We start from the raw sequence: 19808 nt of genomic DNA, 5'->3' as shown, positions 1-19808 counted from the left end.
TTGCTCACAAATCCTGCACAAAGAGTCGTTTGTCGTCCAGCCCGAAAACACCCAATATCCAGGTGTAGCGCGCATCCAGATCGGCCTTCGGAACACCGGATGCGCTGAAGTGACCAATCACAGTGTGAGCAATCGTCATGCTCGCCCTCGCGGCGGCACCGGCGCGCTTGCGCACAGTGAAACAGGAGACGGACAATGACCTTCACCCTTGGACCCATCGGCGCGGCGATGAGCGGCCTTGCCAGGCGCAGTGCCGCAACATTCGAGCGCCGCCGCACGCTGCGCCGGATTTCCCGGCTTTCAGACCGCCGTTTGCGCGACATCGGCCTGGAGCGCGACTGGGACGGTTCAATCCTTGGCAATGGGAGGCGGATATGACCAGCACCCTTATCATCGGCGCCACCGGGCTGCTCGGCAGCGAGATGGCCAAGGCCAGTGCACGCGATGGCGACAGCGTCCATGTGCTGGTCCGGCCGGCAACCGCGGGCAATGAAGAGCGGATGCGCCCGCTGAAGGAGCTCGGCGCCACGGTCCATGTCGGCGATCTCGACGATTATGACAGCCTGGTGCGCGCCGTCGGCAAGGCCGATCGCGTCATCAGCTCGGTGCATGTGAGTTCGGCCAGCGAGATGACGCTGGTGCGCGCCGTCAAGGACGCGGGCGTTTCACGCTATGTGCCTTCCGCCGGCTTCGGCCTCGACTTTGCCGCCGCCGCGCCGGGCTCGATCGAACCGCTCGACCTCAAGAGAGCCATCTTCGATGCGGTCAGGGAGGCCGATCTGCCCTATACGGTGATCTACACCAACGGGTTCTTCTCGACCTGGGTGGCGACACTGGGCGACCTGACGCGCTTTGGTTCGACGCCCCTGCCGCCGGACGAGGTGACGCTCTATGGCGACGGCGATGTGCCGGCGACATTCGTCAGCGAAAAGGACATCGCCGCCGTCACCATGCGCGCGCTGGAGGATCCCGGTGCTGTCCGCCGTGAAATCCGCATCGCGCAGAACAAGATCACGCAAGGCGCGATGATCGATCTGTGGCGGCGGGTGAGCGGCCGTTCGCCGCGCATCGTGCGGCAGAGCGCCGAAGAGCTGGAGAGGATGATCGCGGCAGTCCCCGGCCTCGGATTGCTGCGGGCGTTCTGGATCCGTGGCGAGACCGCGCTGGAAACGGCTAGCCCGGAAGCGGGCGCGCTTTATCCGGAGCTGACGTTCGAGACGATTGAAAGCGCCTTCGTGGCGTTGGCGGCGACGAGCGGAACAGGTGGCTAGGCGCGGCGCCGCATGCCTTGGGTTCCTCGCCCTGCCGAAGGCGGGGGAGAGGTGGCCGCGAAGCGGCCGGAGAGGGGCCTCGTAAAGCTCCGGCTTTGCAAATGGAACCTCTGGACATAATGCGCGAGGCCGGCGCTGCCCCCGCTCCGTCTCGGCTTCGCCGAGCCACCTCTCCCCCATTTCATGGGGGCGAGGAACCCAAGCTTTCTGGCCGTTTCGGCCAGCAAGAACCTTCAGCCCTTGCCTCCAATGCTTTATTCAGCGGCCCAAGTGCAAGGAGCTTTGGATGACCGCAACCCCTACCGCCCCCGCCGACACCACCTGGCAGGACGATGTCCGTCAGGGCGTGCGCCATGTGCGCGACCTGGCCTCGCTGCCGCTGTCGCCCGCCGAGCGCGAAGCCGCGCGGGAAGCCGCCAGCCGCCACAAGGTGCGCGCGCCGAAAGCCTATCTCGACCTGATCGACTGGAGCGATCCCGCCGATCCGATCCGGGCACAGGTGATCCCGTCGCCGGACGAACTGGAGGAGGCGGAGGGCGAACTCGGCGACCCGATCGCCGACCATGACTTCAGCCCGGTGCCCAGGCTGACGCATCGCCATGCCGACCGGGTTCTGTTGTTCCCGACCTATCAATGCGCGGTCTATTGCCGGTTCTGCTTCCGCAAGGAATCGCTGACCTCGATTGGCCGTGGCTATACGCGCGAGGCGCTGGAGCCGGCGTTGGCCTACATCGCAGCTCATCCCGAGATCCGCGAGGTGATCCTGACCGGCGGCGATCCGCTGTCGCTGCCGGACAAGGCGCTGGCCGAGATCCGCGCCCGCATCGAGGCCTTTGCCCATGTGCGGCTCCTGCGCATCCACACGCGCGTGCCGGTGGCGCTGCCTTCGCGCATCACATCCGGGCTGGTCGCGGCGCTGCAGGGCCGGCTGATGGTCACCGTCGTCACCCATTTCAACCACGCGCGGGAGATCACGGACGCTGCCGAGGCAGCCTGCCGGACGATGCGGCAGGCGGGCTTCGTGCTGCTCAACCAGAGCGTTCTGCTGAAAGGCGTCAACGACAATGTCGAGGTGCTGGAGGAGCTCTGCCGCGAGCTGATGTACCGGCTCGGCGTCAAACCCTATTATCTGCACCATGGCGACCTCGCGCGCGGCATGGCGCACAGGCGCACCACGATCGCCGAAGGGCAGGCGCTGGTGGAAGCGCTCAGGGCGCGGCTGTCCGGCATCTGCAACCCGGTCTACGTGCTCGACCTGCCCGAAGGCGGCGGCAAGGTGCCGCTCGGACCGTGTCACCTCGAAAAACGCGACGGAGACAGCTGGCGGATACGCGGACTGGATGGCGCGGTGAGAGATTATCGCGAGATCGTCGGTGAGCGGGAGGACCAGTCGAAGAAACTGACTGCCGGCTCCTGACGCCGGAAGGCTTTCCTGCGGCGTCATAGCGACCATCCATAATGGCCGGCGTCAGCGCCGCCCCTCACGTGCCTGCCGGCCTCCTCTCCCCGTATAGTGACGGGGAGAGGGGCGCTCGTCGCCGATTTCGCCAATCGCCAACTTGGAGCCAGCATCGCGGCCAGCTCTCTCGCCCCGTTTACGGGGAGAGATGTCAGGCAGGACAGTGAGGGGCAGCGCCAACGCAAAAGATCTCTGCCTTTAGAAGCTCATGACGCAGGAGCGCGGCAGGAATAATCGTGCCCGAACCTAAACTCCATCCCCGCCGACAAACGCTAGCACCACCACGCGCGGGGCGGCGCAGTAGGCGAGGCTGACCTTGCGGCCCGTCCTCGTCATCGCGCGGCCCGTGCCGAGGTCCACGGCGATATCCTCGTAGCCGAGGATCTGGCGATCGAGCGGATGGGCCGCCTTGTAGACCGCCTCCTTGGCGCAGAAGAGGATGCGGCCGGCAAGCTGCCGGTCGGTAGTGCCGATCTGATCGGCATTTGTCGAGACGATTTCGAAAATGTCGTCCGGCAGGGGTTGGGCGGGCTCGACGTCGATGCCCAGCGAGCGGATGCGGCCAACAGGTGCGACCGCCGCCACGGCCATCTCGTCGTCATGGGCGAGCGAACCCGTTATGCCGCGCGGCCAGACCGGAGCGCCCGACGGCGCGCGCAAGATGGCGACGTCGCGGATGCCGATATCGGCCAGCAGCCTGTGCGCGACCAAGCGCGCCGCTCCGCTGGCGCGCCGCATGGCCGGCTGGCGCGCGGGGATGGAACGCGCTTCCTCGGGCATCAGATGGGTTTCGTCAGCCTCGCGTATCAACCGGCATCCGGTCCGGACGCCCCCGGGCGCGATTGCCGCCATGGCCTCGAGCAGCGCGCCTTCGGCGGAGGGCGGCCGCGTCAACGACCGTCCGCCGGCAGGACGAGGTCGGCGATCATTTCGCCGTCCTCGTCGAGACCTTCCTCGACGAAACCGGCGGCGCGATAGAGCCGGCGCGCCGCTTCGTTCTCCGGTTCGTAGCAAATCGAAACGTGCCCGACATGGCCGAGCCCGGCGATCTCGTCCAGCACTTGGCGCAACGCGGCCTTGCCATAGCCTCTGCCCTGCCAGGCGCGGTCGATCATGAAGCGGTAGATGCGCGCCTCGTCGTCATCGTCGGGCGCTTCGTACATTAGGAAGCCGACGACACGGTCGCCGGCCATCACGACGCGGGGCCTTGCATCCCGGTCGGATCTCGCCTCCTTCAGCGACTCCGCATTGCTCGCGACAAAATCCACCTGGTCCGGGGCCAGTTCCAGCGACGCGGCCAGGGCCCGGTTGCCCTTGGTCACGGGCGCGAGACGGATATCCATGGTCCTGGCCGGCCAGTCCGTCACGGTCCGGTCTCCGGGGTATCGAGATCCGCTCGTCGAACAGCCATGCCGGGCCTCAAGCGGAGGCCTTGGCGCCACCGTCCGTGACCGGTTCCACGAACCGGTGCAGCTTGGCCGGGTTGCCGCGCCAGATGGAGTAGGGCTCCAGCTCCTCGCCCTTCATCACGAAGGCGTCGACATCGGCCACCGACCCTTCGCCCATCACGACGCCGTAATGGACAAAGGCGGAGGGACCGAGCGTGCAGCCCTTGCCGATGCGGATATAGTCGGACTTGAACGCACCTTCTTCCAGCGAGTGGGCCTGGATGACGCAGCCCTCGTTGAGGGTGACGTCGTCGCCGATCTCCACCAGGGAGCGTTCGGTCAGGTTGGCGCCCCCGTCATAGACGCGCTTGCCCACCTTGACACCCAGCAGGCGCAGGATCATCGGCCGGAAAGGCGTGCCGCTGAACAGGCGCACGATCGGCGAATCCGCAAGCTTCCAGTGGCGTTCATGGCGCCAGAACGTGACATCGTAGATCGTCGTCATCCGCGGCTTCAGCCTGCCGAAGCCGAGACTGGCTCGCTCGATCAGGATGTAGAACGGAATGGTGATCGCGGACGTCAAGAGCACGGCGACGAAGAGCGCGACCTCGGCCCATTCGGTATAGTAGTTCAGCGCGCGGTCCCAGATCGCCAGCGTGGCGAACAGCATGACCCATTGGACCGCCACGAACAGGAGCACCGTCACCAGATTGTGCAGGTTCTTGTGCGGGATGCGCTGGCGCCGGTCTTCCTCGTCGATGCCGGCGATAAGCTCCTTGTCGCGGTTCACCATGCGGGGGATTTCGAAGGGAGGCGAGCCCAGGAGCCCGACATTCTCGCGCAACGGCCCGTCGACCGGAATCATCACCTTGGTGCCGAGCAGGCAGTTGTCGCCCGTGCGTCCATCCGGCGGATAGTAGATGTTGTTGCCGAGATAGTTGCGTTCGCCGATCTTCGTCGGCTCCAGCCTGAAGGCGGTGGCGGATTTGTGCATGTTGATCATGAACAGCCCGTCCGACACCATGGTCTGGGTGCCGATCTCGCACAGAAGCGGGTTTTCGTGCTGCTGGTTGGAGCCGAAGTTGGAGCCGGTCTGCACCACCTTGTTCAGCTTCCAGCCGATGGCGCGCATGTAGTGCACGATCGCCGAGCTGTCGCCGAACAACAGCCCGAGCACGCGGGAGTTGCTGGTGAATTCGGCTACGGTCTGCAGCCAGTAGCGGAAACCGTAGAGCGTGTAGGTGCGGCCCGGCTTCAGGATCAGGTTCGTCAGGCGCGGTATCAGCGTCGCGGCGAGGAAGGCCGCGGCGATATAGCCGAAGAGCGTGACCGTGGTGCCGATCGCGACCACGCCGATCGTCTCCTGATAGTCGTCGCCGACATTTTCCCAGTAGCTGTGGAACAGCAGCGGCAGGGGCGTGACGATGGCGAACAGGCCGACCAGATGCGCCGCCTCGAAGAGGAAGCGGCGGATGTTGGACGGATTGACGTTGCGCATCTTGCAATAGTCCGCCGTGGTCGGCACGGCCGGCGACCCATGCCAGTGCTCGCCGTCGGGAATGCTTTGCCCGCGCTGCAGCGAGGAAGAATGGCCGAGCTGGCCGCCGTCGCCGATCGAGGTGTCGATGTCGATCGTGCAGCCGACGCCGACGAAGGCATCGCGGCCGATGGTCAGCGGCCCGGTGTGGATGTAGCCGGATTGGGCGCGGTAGCCGAGGATCATCGATTCCTTGCGCAGGATGGTCCGGGCGCCGATGGAAATCAGATCGGTGCAGACCGGCACGGAGCGGGATTCGATGACCGCGTTCTTGCCGATCCTGGTTCCCAGCAGCTGCAGATAGAGACTGTAGAGCGGGCTGCCGCGGAACAGGACGACCGGCGCCGAGCGGATCAACGTCTTGACCACCCAGAAGCGATAATAGCGCAGGCCCCAGATCGGGAACGCCTCGGCCTTCCAGCGGCCGACCAGCAGCCATTTGGCGGCGACGGCGAAGCCCGACATGCCGAAGAACACACCGGCTGAAAGCGCCACGCAGCGCAGATAGAGCTGGACCGGGTCGTCGAGCGCGTCATAGACCCAGTTGAGCCCGTGATTGACCGCCCAGAGCGCTAGATAGCTGTAGACCCCGTAAAACAGCAGCTGCGCCATTCCACAGGTCCAGTAGGCGAAATTCGATGCCTGGCGGGTGAGGACGGGCTCGTTGGTGGCCGTCGTCATCTCTTCCGGCACGCGCAGGTGCTTGGCCAGGCGCGCCACCGTCGGGTAGAGATAGATGTCGCGCATGGAGGTCGTGGCCCATTCCTTCCTGGTGCGCACGCGCGCGCAGAAATGGGCCATGAGCAGCGAGTTGGCGCCGAGATCGTCGAAGAAATTGTCCTCGACGGACACGTCGTCGAATTTCAGCACGGCGCACAGCGCATCGGCCAGGAAGCGCTCGTCGTCATTGCCGGGCGCCACCATCGTGCGGCCGGCCGAAAGCCGCACACTTGTCGGCTTCGGCAGCTGGCGCAGGTCGACCTTGTTGGAAACCGTCATGGGGATCGCCGGCAGTTCCTCCAGATAGGAGGGCACCATGTAGTCCGGCAGGCGCCGCTTCATCGTCTGGGCAATGTCGGCGCGCGACAGCGGCGGCTGGCCGGCCTTGGGCGCGTAATAGGCAACGAGCTCGACGCGGCCGGGCTCGATCTCCCAGGTGGTGACGGCGGCCTGCGCGATCTCCGGCTGGTCCAGCAGCACCGCCTCGATCTCACCGAGTTCAATGCGATAGCCCCGGATCTTCACCTGGGTGTCGATGCGCCCGTTATACTCGATCTCGCCATTGTCGTTGATCCGGCCAAGGTCGCCGGTGCGGTAGATGCGTTTCGACGGATTGTTCGGCAGGCCGACAAAATCGGCGATGAACTTCTGTTCCGTCAGGTCCTGCCTGTTGAGATAGCCGACCGCGAGCCCGATGCCGGCTATGCCGATCTCGCCCAGTTCGCCGGGCTCGGCGAGTTGCGGCAGGGACGGGTCGAGGATGACGATCGAATAGGTGGGCAGCGGCGCGCCGATGGTCACCGGACTGTCCGGTGTCAGTGCGGCCATCGTCGCCGTGACGGTCGCCTCTGTCGGGCCATAGGTGTTGAGGATCTGCCGGCCCGGCTTCGACCAGCGCACCACCAGATTGTGCGGGCAGGCCTCGCCGCCGACCAGCAGCGTGCGCAGGCTGGGCACGTCACTGGTCATGGACGACAGCAGCGTCGGGCTGCAGGCCATGCAGGTGATGTCATGATGGCGCAGGAAATCCGCGAGCTCCTCGCCTACCAGCGGCAGCTGGCCCGGCGCCGGCACAACGGTCGCGCCGGCGGCGAACGGCACCCAGATCTCCTCGGCCGAAAAGTCGAAGGCGATGGTCATGCCCTGGTAGACGCGGTCGCCCGGCTGGTATCCGTAGGAAGCGGCGGCCACCCGTATGAAGTTGACGAAGCTCTGGTGCTTGATGACCACGCCCTTCGGCCGGCCGGTGGTGCCCGACGTGTAGAGGATGTAGCAGGTGTCGTCGGGTGATGCCGCCGCAGGCGGCGCCAGCGGCGCGTCGGACCGTGCGGCAATCTCGGCGGCGGCGCTGTCGATCAGCACATAGGGGACGGGCAGAAGTTCGGCCCGCGACGCGTAGGCGGCGATCGTGACGATCAGCCCCACGCCGGCGTCCTCGATGATGAGCGACATGCGCTCTTCGGGAAAGGCGGTGGCCAGCGGCACGAAGGCCGCGCCCGCCTTCATCACGCCGAGCAGGGCGACATAGGTTTCCGCCGACCGGTCGAGGATAAGCCCAACCCGGTGACCGGGCCGCACGCCGCGTTCGATCAGCAGGCGCGCGAACTGGTTGGCGCGCTTGTCCATTTCTTCGTAGGTCCAGACACGCCCCCCGGAGATCACCGCCGGCAAGGCGGAGAACGTCGCGGCGAGCTGTTCGAAGACCGCATCGAGCCGCTCACCGGGCTGACCCTGCCGGGCGAAATCGGCGCCCGTCAAAATCTGGGCGCGTTTATCCGTGCCGGAACCGGAGGCAATCCTTACAAGTGCATCGACGCTGTCCAGGCGAGCCCCTTCGGGGTCTCCGCCCGATATCTCCCTGTCCAGTTCGGCGACATCGACACCGTGATCCATTTCCAAAACTTTCTCGTCCTGACCGAACAGGCACATCTCGCTCATGCCGCCGCGCCGGCAGGCATTCGGCTGTGCCGCCGCTGCAATTTGACCGTTGTTGATGGAGGTGGAATGACTGGCGCTTCCATATTGGAAGAGCCTGGAATTCCGACCGGCGATCGATGACCGCCGAGTCGCACCCCTCTTTGGCCGGCCCGATATCACATATTCGGCGCTCTGTCTTCACATGTTCGGGAGCAGGGCACGGAGCATATCGCCTCGGCGCTGCCGGCGGCGCCCGACATGCCGAACAGCACCCCCATCCTTCCGTTCGAACCTCGTTGCATTGCCCCGTACCGAACCCCGTTCGCCCGCGCGGCGGCCAATTTCCGGTCGCTGAGGGATGGTTATGCCATCCGATCTTTTCGCCAGTTTTTCCGAACTGTTGAATATTGTTTCTGGATTGTGTCTGGGCGCCCTCTCCGCATGGCCGCTGCCACCAGATTCCAGCCTTCCAAAAAAATCTTCAGGCCCGGGGAATAAAGCGCGGCCTTGCCGGGTCTTCACCATAGCGGGGCCATTTCAGCAACCCGCGCCGAGGAAACGGGACAAGGAACTTACCGAAATGACCAAGCTCGCTCTCAGCGTGGCTGCGATGGTGCTTGCCTCGAGTTCCGCCTTTGCCGGCAGCGCCCATCTTCCGGGGCGCCGCGCCAAGCCGGCCGCCACCAGATCGACACCAGCTACACCGCCTCGATCCGACAGCCAGAGATGGTCCGGCACGGTGCGCGGGCGGCGATGAAATCCGATGCGGAGGAGCCAGGCCAGGGCATCTGGGGCAACTGAGTTCATGGGGCCTGCACCGGATCCCGACGATTCCGGCCCCGGTCCGCAATCAGCGGCGGAGGGCAGGGGCCTCCGCCATTTCCATCCGTGACAGCCACCACTCACCAGAGGAGATCACAATGTTCAGCATGACACGCCGTACAGTGCTTCAGTCCGCCACCGCCGCTGCCGCCTTCGGCCTTGCCGGCAAGCTTGAATTCACTCGCCCCGCTTTCGCCGAAACGCTGGTGGAACCCAGCGTCGGCTTCTACAAATACACGGTCGGCGACATCGAGATCACCGCCGTCTACGACGGCATCTGGCGCAAGCCGCACGACCCGGCCTTCATCAAGGATGTCTCGGTCGACGACACCAAGGCGGCGCTCGCCAAGGCGGGGCTGACCACCGACTTCATGCCCATTCCACTCACCGTCTTGGTGCTCAAGATGGGCGGCCGGCTGATCATGATGGATGCCGGCTCGGGCGTCGGCCAATGGCAGACCAACGCCACGCACCTGCCGGCCAACATGGCGGCCGCCGGCATCGACTACAAGGCGATCGACACCATCATGATCTCGCATTTCCACCCCGACCATGTCTGGGGCTTGATGGAGAAGGGCACCAACACGCCGGTGTTCCCCAATGCCGAGCTGATCGTCAACGCCACCGAATACAATTGGTGGACCGACCCCAGCCGGCTGGCGAAACTGCCGGAAGGCCGCAAGCCGGCCGGCAAGCGCATCGCCGAAAACTTCCCCAAATGGAAGAACTGGAAGTTGGTCGAGGACGGCGCCGAGGTCGCGCCCGGTATCCAGATCATCGCGGCACCCGGCCATACGCCCGGCCATTCGGTGTACCTCGCCAATTCCGGCAAGGAGCAGTTCATGGTCTCGGCCGACACGATGTATGTGCCGGCGCTTCTCGCGCCGCATCCGGAGTGGCAGGGCAGCTACGACCAGGATGGGCCGACCGCCATCACCACGCGTCACAAGATCATCGACCGGGTGATCGCGGACAACATCCGCGTCTGCGGTTCGCACTTCCCGTTCCCGGGCACCGGCGTCTTCGTCAAGGACGGCGGTGCCTATGGCTTCACCCCGGTTCAAATTTGAGACCGTTTGGAAACCCTACTCTGGCGGCGCCAGAGCGAATTTCGAAACGGTCTCGCAACCCCAGCACTCAATCAAAGCGAGAATGACAATGAAACGGTCTCTTTTGGGCAGAAACGCCCTGTTCGGCCTGCTCGGCGCCATTGCCGTGCTGACCGTCGTTCCCGTCGCCACGATCATGCCGGCCTATGCGGTGGATGACGTAGAAGGCGCCGATGCGCCGGACCTCACCGCCGTCAAGGCCAAGATCGACGCCAAGGACTACAAGGGCGCGCTGGCCGACCTGCGCGATCTCGCGCAGGACAATCAGCAGGCCGATGTCTACAATCTGCTCGGCTTCACGCTGCGCAAGACCGGCGACACCAAGACGGCGCTGACCTACTACGGCAAGGCGCTGGAGCTGAAGCCCGACCACAAGGCCGCCCGCGAATATCTGGGCGAGCTCTATGTCGAAACCGGCGACATGGACAAGGCCAGGGAGCAACTGGCATCGCTGCAAAAACTGTGCCCCGCCGGCTGCGACGAGCTTTCCGACCTGCAGAAGGCCATCGACACCAAGGTGACGAAATAGCAGCGGCCTTTCTCTCCCCTCGCGGGACCACTTGCGGGAGGGGATAGGGGTGGGGGTACTCGTAGGGCGAAAGCCTTGGCCCATATGCGATTGCCCTGCCCAAGGACGTGGGGAGAAGGTGGCCGCGAAGCGACCGGATGAGGAGGCCTTGGCGCCGACGCCAGTCCCCACAAAGTTTGGGCGCTCGTGGCTGGCGCCCATTGCCGGAGCCGGCATCCTCTCCCTCGCGCCGGCTCCGGCCCTTTAGCAAAAATGGAGGCTGACCATGATACCGACCGAATCCGCCGCGAGGCTGCACGGCCTCGTCACCAAGCTGTACCTGCGGGACGCGGCCCTGCTCGCCGGCCGGCTGCTGCTTGCCCTCATCTTCCTGCATGAGGGCGCCACGCTTGCCACCCATTTCGACGCCGCCGGCAAGGCGATGGCAGCGCTTGGCGTCGGCCTGCCGCTGTTCGTTGCCACCATCGCGCTGCAACTGGGGGCAGGGCTCTCCATCGCATCCGGCCTGCTGACGCGGCTGGGGGCCATCGGGCTCGGCCTGTTCTGCCTGGCCACGGCCACGCTGTTTCACGCCAACCTCGCCAGCCAGAACGAGCTGCTGCATTTCGAAAAGGACCTGGCGATATCAGGCGGCATGTTCGTGCTGGCCACCGCCGGCGCCGGCAGGATTTCGCTGGACTGTCTGCTGGCCCTCTATCTAGGGCAGCGGCAGCGCGACAAGGACATGGTGGCGGCATTGCTGGCGCCCCGACGTCATCAAGGGCCAGGATAGTTGCTTCGGATTGCCAGTTGCCGAAGTCGGCGCTGCCCCTCACCCGCCTGCCGGCGTTCGTTGCTCGAAAAGCCAAGCAGTTGGCTTTTCGTCCGCTGCGCGGACCACGCCTCATCTCCCCGTATAGTGACGGGAGAGGGGGCTGGCCGGCGTTTGCAGCACGCACTTTGCTGGAACCAGCCTTGATGCTCCGCATTTTATGAGCGAGGGCTTACGGAGGGTGACGTGAAAGCGATTTTTGGACTGGTCTGCGGCTTCGTCTTGACTCTTGCCGTTTTCGGCAGCGGGCTGGGCTTCGCCGCCTGGCTGCTTGCCGCCAAAGCCCCGCATGAGGCAAGGCCGACCGTCAGCGTGTCGGAGCTGTGGACAAGAAACGCGCGGCCGGTGGACAAGGCGGCGCAAAATCTCGAACGCGTGCCGGCCGACCAGCCCGCGCCGACTGACCTGGCCCCCAAAGAGCCGGCGCCCGACCCGACCGTGACAAGCGCGGTTCCGGCGGCCGAAAGGCAGGCCGCGCTGCCGCCGTCGCATGTCCAATGGTGCGCCAGCCACTACCGCTCGTACAATCCGGACGACAACAGCTACATGTCCTACAGCGGGCGGCAGCGCACCTGCAGTTCGCCCTACCTTGATGCCGGCGACCAGTCCGCGCAGCCTTCGGCCGAAGTCAGCTATGTCGAGGCGGGCGGCGCCGGTTCGGCCGCCGCGGCGGAGCCTTCCGCCGACCATGTCGATAGCTGTTTCAGCCGCTACCGCTCCTACCGGCCGGAGGACAACAGCTACCAGCCATATTCGGGCGGGCCGAGACGGCAATGCGAGTAGCGGGCCCGATGGCGATGAAAGGCGCCGGCGCCTTCCCGATCACGCAGATTTTTTGGATCGTTCGCCTCGGCGCGGCGTTCATTTCCCACATGGTGGAGGAAGTGATATGAGCGACGACAGGAACGACAGGATCCGCGAGCGCGCCTACCAGATCTGGCAGCGCGAAGGCGGCGTGCATGGCGACCACGAGCGGCACTGGCACCAGGCCGAGATGGAGATCGACAGGGAGGCCGCGTTGCCGCTGACGGCCGACGACGCATTGCCTCAGACCCGCGAGATCGCCAGCTCGGACGTGCTGGCGGTGGAGGATCTCGCCATGCGAACCGGCATATCGGGCGACGAGGCGCAGGCACTGCTCGACCGCCTGGGCAGCGACCGCGCCGCGATCGAACAGGCCGCGCGTAACCTGGAGGCGAAGAAGCGCGCCGGATCCTGACGGCCCTGTTTTCACGCAATTCCGGGCGGACAGGCGCCGCGCACGGTTCGCCGAATTGCTGAAGCCGGCCATGAAAGCGCGGTGCCGCCGGGCAGCCATCCTGACGGGCGAAGGCTGCCTGGACGGCGTCATCGACATAGGCGACAGCTCCTTCACTTGCATCGGAACCCTTGGCCGCCTCGGAGGTTCACCCTGTCCCCCAACCAAGGAGATTGAAGTCATGGACCACACGAACCACGTCAGGCTGAGCCCGGCCGAACTGACCCCGGACACACTCGAAGGCGCCACCATCTACGGGCCCCGCGACGAGAAGATCGGCTCGGTCGACCATCTGCACGGCAGCCAGGTCGTCATTGACGTCGGCGGCTTTCTCGGCATCGGCGCCAAGCCGGTCGCCGTCGCCGCCAGCGAACTCGATTTCATGCGCGACGAAGACGGCGACGTCCACGCCGTGACCAACTGGACCAAGGACCAGCTGAAAGCCATGCCCGAGCACCGCGACTGACAATCTGAAGGCCCGGCGATGACCGGGCCGTTCGTCTTTTCGAAGAGGAGAGACCGATGATCAGGAAACTCAAGGACGGAAAATACCGGCTTTATTCACGCAAGAAGGATGAGAAGACGGGCAAGCGGCGGAACCTGGGCACGTTCGACACGCGCGAGGCGGCGGAGAAGCATGAGAAGGAGGTGCAGTATTTTAAAAGGCACTGAGGGAATTGCCGAAGCGGCAGCAATACGGCTCATCCACGACATTGAACGTTCCGTATGGCGGTCCGGTAAGCGCCTCGCATGATAGCCAGTGGCAAGATTCAGGCCGACCTTCCGGAGCGGGCGGAACGGCCAGCGGGCACGGCGGGACCACCGGCTCGAACCAGCTCATCTCGAAAAACGAGGCGGCACGTTTTTCCACGGCACGCCGTCCCGGCCCATTTCATAGCCTTTTTCGAACAGAGCCCGCATGAACTTGTTCTCGAACGGGGTTTTCGGCTCATCGGTGAAGTCGGCCGGAACGTCTATGAAGTTGTAGGCGATGCCGTCGCGCCTGGCGATGGCGTAGAGCCTGTAAAGATCGCCGATCCCTTGCGTCTTGATCAGGGAGGAGACTGCCTTTTCCGCGATGTCGGGCAGTGTGGCCTTCACGATCCCTGGCACCGGCGTCGTCCGGCCGTTGCGGATGATATAGAGGCGCGCCTTGACCCGGGCGTGGAACGTCCGATCGAGTTCGCGCATGCTCAAGCCGGCGGGCATTAGAAAGACCTGGTTGCTGGTGCCGCCATCGACGTGCATTTCGTGATACGTTTTGCCGGAGGCGGTCACTTGCAGCTCGACGGGAGGGAATATCCCTGGAATGGCGGTCGAGGCCAGCATGACTTGCTTGAAGAGCTTCAGCCGGTCCGGACGACGGCTCGCCGCGATAGCGCCCATGTCCCAGATCACTGGCCGATCCGCATCGAGATTGGTCGTCCCAATGAAGAGCCTCCGTCCCTTGCCGGATTCTGCGGCGATCTGATCGAGCATGTCCTCGGTAACTTCTTCGTCGAGCATTTTGGCAAGGGGAGCGTTGCTGGTGATCGAGGCGCTCGACAGCACGCCGATGAAGCTATGCTCGGTGTAGATGTTGGCGTCCTTGATCGTTGTGAAGGCAAGCTTCAGGCGATCGTCATAAGCCGGGCCAAGGAACGCGAAGGGCGCGATCAGCGATCCGGTGCTGATGCCGGTGACAATGTCGAACCTTGGCCTGGTGCCGGCTTTGGTCCAGCCCGCCAGGATTCCGGCGCCGAAGGCACCGCTGCTGCCGCCGCCCGAAATGGTAAGCGCGTCGAGCTCTCGCAGCTTGATGGAAGAGTCGGCCTTTGCCGCTTTGATTCTCTCGTCGCGGAACGCGATGAGACGATCGGGCGGGAAACTTTCGTCGGAATCGCCCCAGACGCGTATGTCCCGGGGATAGCCGCTCACTTCGGCGGCAGCCATGCGTTCTATAGGCACGCCATCGCGTGGATAGGCGGCGATGCAGCCTGTGAGTTGAATTGCACATAGGCAAAGCAGGATGATCCTCAGCATAGCTATCGGGGCCTGACGTGGTTTCTTTTCAAGCTAAGGCGAAGCTGCGAAAAAGCTGTTCGCCTCCGAGCACGGCGAAGGAGACGACGGTCATCAGCAGGGCGCGATGGAAACGCGCCTGTTTGATCTCCCTTACGCGTGAGGTCTTCAGCAATTCAGCAGCTATCACCGAGGTCCAATCGGATTGCAGGGCCAGGTGGACCAGGTCGCGCACATCGGCGAAAAATCCGGGATCCACATGGTAGATGGGCGGGACGGCGCAGGCACCGGCCACTTTGCGGTTGAGTTCCTTGTCAGCCCGCCTACGGCTCGGATAGAGCACTTGCCCGAACTGCACGATCGGCATGATGACGATCCCCCAGACCGCCACGTAAAACAGCGGCCCGAGCGGGGCATGCGACGGCAGCAGGTCCCCGAAGCGCAGGATCAGGTTGAGGGCGAGGATGTAGCCCACGCCCACGATCTGCGCCTTGGTGTCGTAGGAACGCGCCACCGACTGCGCCTCCTGCAGCGCTGCGGCCAGCATCTTGTCGACATATTCGCGCGTCGTCCCGTCGGGTTCCGCGCACCTGGCGGCATCGGTCGTGAGAAAGCGGTCAAGGAGAGTAGGGCGTGTTTCCAGCATGGCTGCCTCCTTTATCGATCCGACAAGGCCAGGATCGGGATTGCGTCGGCGCTGGGCTCGGGCGCCGCCAACGGCTCGTCGCTTTCCCGGATTCCGTTCACCATCACATAAAGGGCTGGCAGGAAAACCAGCGTCAGCATGGTGGCGACGGCGAGCCCGCCGACGATGGCGTAGGCCATCGGCCCCCAGAAGACGTCGTGCATGATCGGGATCATGCCGAGAATCGCCGCGGCCGCGGTGAGCATGATCGGCCGGAACCGGTGGACGGTGGCATCGATCACCGCCTTCCACGGCTCGACCCCCTGGGCCCGCTCATGTTCGATCTGGTGCACCAGGATCACCGAGTTGCGGATGATCATGCCGGCGAGCGCAATGATGCCGAGCGTCGCGATGAAGCCCATCGGCGTGCTGGTGGTCAGCAGCGCGATGGCAACTCCGATGAGCCCGAGAGGCGCCACGCTGATGACCATGGCGACCTGCCGGAAACTCCCGAGCTGGACCATCAGCACCGTAAGCATCAGGGTGATCATCAGCGGGAACTGGGCCAGCAGGGCAGCGTTGCTGAGCGCGGTCTTTTCCACCGTGCCGCCGGTCTCGATCGATGTTTCCGCCGGCATCGACTTGGAAAGGGTATCCAGCGCAGCGGCAACGTGCTGGTGGACGAAGGCCGGCTGCAGCCCCGGCAGCGGCTGTGCCTGGACTGTGATGGTGGGCAGGCGCCGGCGCCTCCAGACATATCCTTCATCGAGGTCATATTTGAAGTCGGCGAGCTCCCGCAACGGAACGGATGCGCCCGTCGGCGTGGTGATCTGAAGGTGGCGCAGGGCTTCGATGCTGGAACGCTCGTCGTTCTGGGCGCGTGCGACCACGTCGACCAGGTAGATGGAATCGCGCAGTTGCGTGACCGTCGAGCCGTTGAGCACCCGGTTGAGGGCCTGGGAAAGCTGTTCGGAGCTAAGCCCCGCCTGCCGAACGCGGTCCTGGTCGACGACGATGCGCAACGTCTTGTTCTTCTCGCCCCAGTCGAAGTTGACGGTTTGCACGAGGCCGGAAGCCCGCAGGATATCGGCCACCTGCTCGCCATATTTCCTGGCGTCGTCGGGAGTAGGCGCGCTCACCCGGTATTGCACGGGCCAGCCGACCGGCGGCCCCAGTTCCAGGCGCGAAATGCGCGCGGTCACGTCCGGAAATTTGTCGGCGAACAGCGCCTGCAGTTTGGCCTGCACACGATCGCGCGCCTGAAGGTCCTTGGCCACGACCACGGTCTCGGCCATGAAGTCGTTGTCGAGCTGCACATCCAGGGGCAGATAGAACCGGATGGCGCCACCGCCGACATAGGAGGAGAAGTGGTCGATGTCGGCGTCACCCGCAAGCGCCTTCTCCAGCCGTTTGGTTTGCGTCTCGGTAGCGGTGATGGAGGCATTCTTGGGCAGCGTCATCGTCACCAGCAGTTCAGGCCGGTTGGAGGCCGGGAAGAATTGCTGCTGGACGAAGCCCATGCCGTAGAGCGAGAGGCCAAAGGCAACGAGGGATGCGGCGATGGTGAGAAAACGGTGCCGCATGGTGAACGCCAGCAGGCGTCGGAACAGCCGCATGAGTGGCCCTGGCTCCGCCGCCCCATGCGCTTTCATGTGCTTGGGCAAGAGGGTCAGCCCGAGCACCGGCGCGAAGAGGACGGCCACGAACCATGACGCGATGAGCGCCACGCCTATGACGGCGAACAGCGAGAAGGTGTATTGCCCGGTATTGTTGTCCGCGAACCCGATCGGCAGGAAGCCGAGCAGCGTGATCAGCGTCCCAGTCAGCATTGGGAAGGCGGTGGACGTATAGGCGAAGGTCGCTGCCTTGATCTTCGGCATGCCTTCTTCGATCTTGGAGATCATCATCTCGATCGTGATCATGGCGTCGTCGACCAGAAGGCCGAGAGCGATGATCAGCGCACCGAGCGAAATGCGCTGCAGGCTGATTCCTGCCGCTTCCATGAACGCGAAGACGATGGCGAGGACGAGCGGGATGGACAGGGCGACCACCAGGCCGGCGCGCAGGCCGAGGCTGAGGAAGCTCACGACGAGCACGATGGCGACCGCTTCGAGGAGGGCCTTGGTGAATTCGCCGATCGCCTCACGCACGACCTCGGGCTGGTCCGAGACCAGATTGAGCTCGATACCGACCGGGAAGCGCTGTTTCAGCCGCTCCGCCACCGCGTGCAATCCCTTGCCGAAATCGAGGTTGTTGCCGCCGTCGCGCATGTTGATGCCGATGCCGATGGCCGGCTTGCCGTTGACGCGAAACATCTTGCTGGGCGGATCGCTATAGCCGCGCTGCACCTCGGCGATGTCCGAGAGCTTGTAGAAGCGCCCGTTCACGGAAAAATTGAGCTTGGCTATGTCGCCGGGTGCCAACAAGGAGCCGGTCATGTCGACCAGCATGTTCTCGCTGGGCGTGTTGATGATTCCGGAAGGCACGACGGCATTCTGGTGGGCGATCGCCGTCAGCACGTCATCGAGGCTGAGCTTCAGGTTGGCGAGCTTCTGCGGTGAGAAATTCAGATAGACCTTCTCGTCCTGGTCGCCATAGATGTCGACCTTGCCTACGTCGGGAGCACGCAGGAATTCGGCCCGCGCGGTCTCGGCGAAATCACGTGCCTGACGCGGGCTGAAACCGTCATAGGTTATGCCGTAGATGGAGCCGAAGACGTCGCCGAACTCGTCATTGAAGAACGGCCCGACCACGCCTTGCGGCAGGGTCTGACTTATGTCGCTGACCTTCTTGCGGACCTGATACCAGATGCCGTCGAGGTCACGTTTCTTGGTGGACTCCTTCAGGTAGACGAAAATCGTCGCCTGGCCCGGCTTGGTGTAGCTTTTGAGGTAGTCGAGGTTCGGAGTTTCCTCGAGCTTCTTCTCGATCCGGTCCGTCACCTGCTGCATCGTGTCAGCCGCGGTGGCCCCGGGCCAGTTTGCCTGGACCACCATGGTCTGCACCGTGAAATCCGGGTCTTCCTGACGACCGAGACGCTCGTAGGAGGTGATACCAGCCGCCACGCAGACGAGCATCAGGAAGACGACGATCGAGCGGTTGTGAACGGCCCATTCGGAAAGGTTGAAGCTGGCCATCACTCTACCTCCGCATTGGGTTTGACCACTTCGCCGTCAGCCAGCGAGTTCACGCCGGCGACCACCACCTGGTCGCCCGCGGACAGTCCCTCGCTCACGGTGACGGAATTCGCATCGAACTGCAGCAGTTGGACCTTGCGACGCTCCACCTTGTCGTCTTTGCCGACCACCCAAACTTGCGGCTCGTTTCCCGACTGCAGCAGCGCGCTCGGGGGAAGTGTCGCAACCATGTGACCCTGGTCGCTTTCGACCCGACCGACGACGATTGCTCCCAGCCGCATTTGCGGGGGCGGAGCAGGCATGGCAACCTTCACCTGATAGGTGCCCGTGGCGCTGTCGGCCTCGGGCGAAATCTCGCGGACCGTGCCGGTCACCGCGATTTCAGGGTGGGCCTGAAGCGCAACGTTCACCGGCATGCCAAGGCTTGCCCTGATGACGTCCTCGCTGGCGACGGCAAAGACGGCTTCGCGCTCGTCATTGCGCGAAATCTCGATCACCATCTGTCCGGCGACCACCACCTGGCCCGGGTCTGCCCCGGTCGCGGTCACGATGCCGTCGTCGGGCGCCTTGAGCTCGGTATAGGCGAGCTGGTTCTGGGCGATGCGCAGATTGGCGTCGCTCGCCTGAACTTGCGCCTGCGCGCGGCGCAGTGACTTCAGCGCGTCGTCATACTGCGAATGCGTGGCGAAGCCCTTCCCGAGCAGGAGCCGAAACCTGTCCTCCTGGGCGGCGGCCTGGACGAGCACGGCCTTCGCCGCGTCGAGGTCCGCCGCCGTGGCGGTCACCTTGTTCTGGTAATCCACCGCGCTCAGTGTCGCGAGCTTCTGGCCCTTCTTGACCGTTGCGCCGGCGTCGACATCGCGTGAGACGAGCCTGCCGCCGACCTCGAAGCCAACCTGGCTGACATAGCGCGATTGGATGCGCCCGGCGCCTTGCGTCACCAGCATGAACTTGTGGGGCGTCACCACCATCACGCGCGCCGTTCGTGGCGCTGCCGGCGCCTCGGCCTCCTTTTGTGAACAGCCGGCAAGACAAAGGCCGGCGATGCCGGCCAAAAGGGAAAGACGCCACGACAGGCGCATGGAAGCCTCCGCTCGAAAGATCGGGTTGCAGGGAACTGGAAAAGGCGAGCCACGGGCCGAACTGAGTGGCTCATTTCGATTTAGACTAGTAAGTCAAATCGACTATCTAGTCAATATGAGTTACGCGCAATCGTGCCATGCA

The 19808-nt window shown here is 64.4% G+C and carries 20 protein-coding genes; 12 read left to right on the top strand and 8 right to left on the bottom strand.

The window, feature by feature from the left end; genetic code table 11:
* Nucleotides 1-4 precede the first annotated feature (4 nt).
* Nucleotides 5-139, bottom strand: a complete 135-nt coding sequence (locus tag FJ938_RS30275; RefSeq protein WP_281407063.1) for a hypothetical protein — start codon at nucleotides 137-139, stop codon at nucleotides 5-7.
* A 56-nt stretch (nucleotides 140-195) separates the two neighbouring features.
* Between FJ938_RS30275 and FJ938_RS14190 the strand changes: the two genes are divergently transcribed.
* The 3 genes from FJ938_RS14190 (at nucleotide 196) to FJ938_RS14180 (ending at nucleotide 2688) form a co-directional block, all read left to right on the top strand.
* Nucleotides 196-378: a DUF1127 domain-containing protein gene (locus FJ938_RS14190; protein WP_140694635.1), complete on the top strand. Its 183-nt coding sequence runs from the start codon at nucleotides 196-198 to the stop codon at nucleotides 376-378.
* Complete coding sequence (locus FJ938_RS14185; RefSeq protein WP_140694632.1) at nucleotides 375-1271, top strand: NmrA family NAD(P)-binding protein; 897 nt, start codon at nucleotides 375-377, stop codon at nucleotides 1269-1271. Before FJ938_RS14190 ends, FJ938_RS14185 begins: the two co-directional genes overlap by 4 nt.
* 286 nt (nucleotides 1272-1557) lie before the next feature.
* Complete coding sequence (locus tag FJ938_RS14180; protein ID WP_140694629.1) at nucleotides 1558-2688, top strand: KamA family radical SAM protein; 1131 nt, start codon at nucleotides 1558-1560, stop codon at nucleotides 2686-2688.
* A gap of 288 nt (nucleotides 2689-2976) precedes the next feature.
* Here FJ938_RS14180 and FJ938_RS14170 read toward each other — a convergent pair whose 3' ends face one another.
* The 3 genes from FJ938_RS14170 to FJ938_RS14160 all read right to left on the bottom strand — a co-directional run bounded on the left by FJ938_RS14170 (nucleotide 2977) and on the right by FJ938_RS14160 (nucleotide 8268).
* Nucleotides 2977-3624 (bottom strand): 4'-phosphopantetheinyl transferase superfamily protein, encoded by a 648-nt coding sequence (locus FJ938_RS14170; RefSeq protein WP_140694626.1) that lies wholly within the window; start codon nucleotides 3622-3624, stop codon nucleotides 2977-2979.
* On the bottom strand, nucleotides 3621-4073 hold the full coding sequence (locus tag FJ938_RS14165; protein WP_140694734.1) for a GNAT family N-acetyltransferase: 453 nt from the start codon (nucleotides 4071-4073) through the stop codon (nucleotides 3621-3623). The genes FJ938_RS14170 and FJ938_RS14165 overlap by 4 nt, the downstream gene beginning before the upstream one ends.
* A gap of 76 nt (nucleotides 4074-4149) precedes the next feature.
* A complete protein-coding gene (locus FJ938_RS14160; protein ID WP_181169095.1) occupies nucleotides 4150-8268 on the bottom strand; it encodes a Pls/PosA family non-ribosomal peptide synthetase in 4119 nt (1372 codons plus the stop codon).
* A gap of 604 nt (nucleotides 8269-8872) precedes the next feature.
* Between FJ938_RS14160 and FJ938_RS30390 the strand changes: the two genes are divergently transcribed.
* The 9 genes from FJ938_RS30390 to FJ938_RS14120 all read left to right on the top strand — a co-directional run bounded on the left by FJ938_RS30390 (nucleotide 8873) and on the right by FJ938_RS14120 (nucleotide 13493).
* Nucleotides 8873-9049, top strand: a complete 177-nt coding sequence (locus FJ938_RS30390) for a hypothetical protein (RefSeq protein WP_348642283.1) — start codon at nucleotides 8873-8875, stop codon at nucleotides 9047-9049.
* Nucleotides 9019-9093 carry a hypothetical protein gene (locus FJ938_RS30385; protein WP_348642282.1) on the top strand — a complete coding sequence of 25 codons (75 nt, stop codon included), beginning with the start codon at nucleotides 9019-9021 and terminating at the stop codon, nucleotides 9091-9093. Before FJ938_RS30390 ends, FJ938_RS30385 begins: the two co-directional genes overlap by 31 nt.
* Nucleotides 9094-9212: 119 nt before the next feature.
* Nucleotides 9213-10184 (top strand): MBL fold metallo-hydrolase, encoded by a 972-nt coding sequence (locus tag FJ938_RS14150; protein WP_140694623.1) that lies wholly within the window; start codon nucleotides 9213-9215, stop codon nucleotides 10182-10184.
* A gap of 88 nt (nucleotides 10185-10272) precedes the next feature.
* Nucleotides 10273-10752, top strand: coding sequence for a tetratricopeptide repeat protein (locus tag FJ938_RS14145; RefSeq protein WP_140694621.1), 480 nt, complete (start codon nucleotides 10273-10275; stop codon nucleotides 10750-10752).
* A gap of 265 nt (nucleotides 10753-11017) precedes the next feature.
* Entirely contained in the window at nucleotides 11018-11524 is a 507-nt protein-coding gene (locus tag FJ938_RS14140; protein WP_140694618.1) for a DoxX family protein, read from the top strand.
* Nucleotides 11525-11749: 225 nt separating this feature from the next.
* Entirely contained in the window at nucleotides 11750-12346 is a 597-nt protein-coding gene (locus tag FJ938_RS14135) for a BA14K family protein (protein ID WP_140694615.1), read from the top strand.
* Between the two features lie 106 nt (nucleotides 12347-12452).
* A complete protein-coding gene (locus FJ938_RS14130) occupies nucleotides 12453-12782 on the top strand; it encodes a DUF2934 domain-containing protein (protein WP_140694612.1) in 330 nt (109 codons plus the stop codon).
* 220 nt (nucleotides 12783-13002) lie between these two features.
* Nucleotides 13003-13287: a PRC-barrel domain containing protein gene (locus tag FJ938_RS14125; protein ID WP_140611503.1), complete on the top strand. Its 285-nt coding sequence runs from the start codon at nucleotides 13003-13005 to the stop codon at nucleotides 13285-13287.
* A gap of 56 nt (nucleotides 13288-13343) precedes the next feature.
* Nucleotides 13344-13493: a hypothetical protein gene (locus tag FJ938_RS14120; protein WP_010910556.1), complete on the top strand. Its 150-nt coding sequence runs from the start codon at nucleotides 13344-13346 to the stop codon at nucleotides 13491-13493.
* A gap of 165 nt (nucleotides 13494-13658) precedes the next feature.
* Here the strand turns inward: FJ938_RS14120 and FJ938_RS14115 are convergent, their stop codons facing one another.
* From FJ938_RS14115 to FJ938_RS14100, 4 genes are all read right to left on the bottom strand, one after another.
* Complete coding sequence (locus tag FJ938_RS14115) at nucleotides 13659-14768, bottom strand: patatin-like phospholipase family protein (protein ID WP_210243416.1); 1110 nt, start codon at nucleotides 14766-14768, stop codon at nucleotides 13659-13661.
* Nucleotides 14769-14871: 103 nt separating this feature from the next.
* Entirely contained in the window at nucleotides 14872-15468 is a 597-nt protein-coding gene (locus FJ938_RS14110; protein ID WP_140694607.1) for a hypothetical protein, read from the bottom strand.
* A gap of 11 nt (nucleotides 15469-15479) precedes the next feature.
* Nucleotides 15480-18584 carry an efflux RND transporter permease subunit gene (locus FJ938_RS14105; protein WP_281409097.1) on the bottom strand — a complete coding sequence of 1035 codons (3105 nt, stop codon included), beginning with the start codon at nucleotides 18582-18584 and terminating at the stop codon, nucleotides 15480-15482.
* On the bottom strand, nucleotides 18584-19666 hold the full coding sequence (locus FJ938_RS14100; protein ID WP_140694602.1) for an efflux RND transporter periplasmic adaptor subunit: 1083 nt from the start codon (nucleotides 19664-19666) through the stop codon (nucleotides 18584-18586). Before FJ938_RS14100 ends, FJ938_RS14105 begins: the two co-directional genes overlap by 1 nt.
* Nucleotides 19667-19808 lie beyond the last annotated feature (142 nt).

Origin of the sequence: Mesorhizobium sp. B2-4-14 (genome assembly GCF_006442155.1) — a bacterium.
GTDB lineage: Bacteria > Pseudomonadota > Alphaproteobacteria > Rhizobiales > Rhizobiaceae > Mesorhizobium.
The sequence above is the reverse complement of the archived record's forward strand: the minus strand, read 5'-3'. Positions and strand labels throughout refer to the sequence as shown.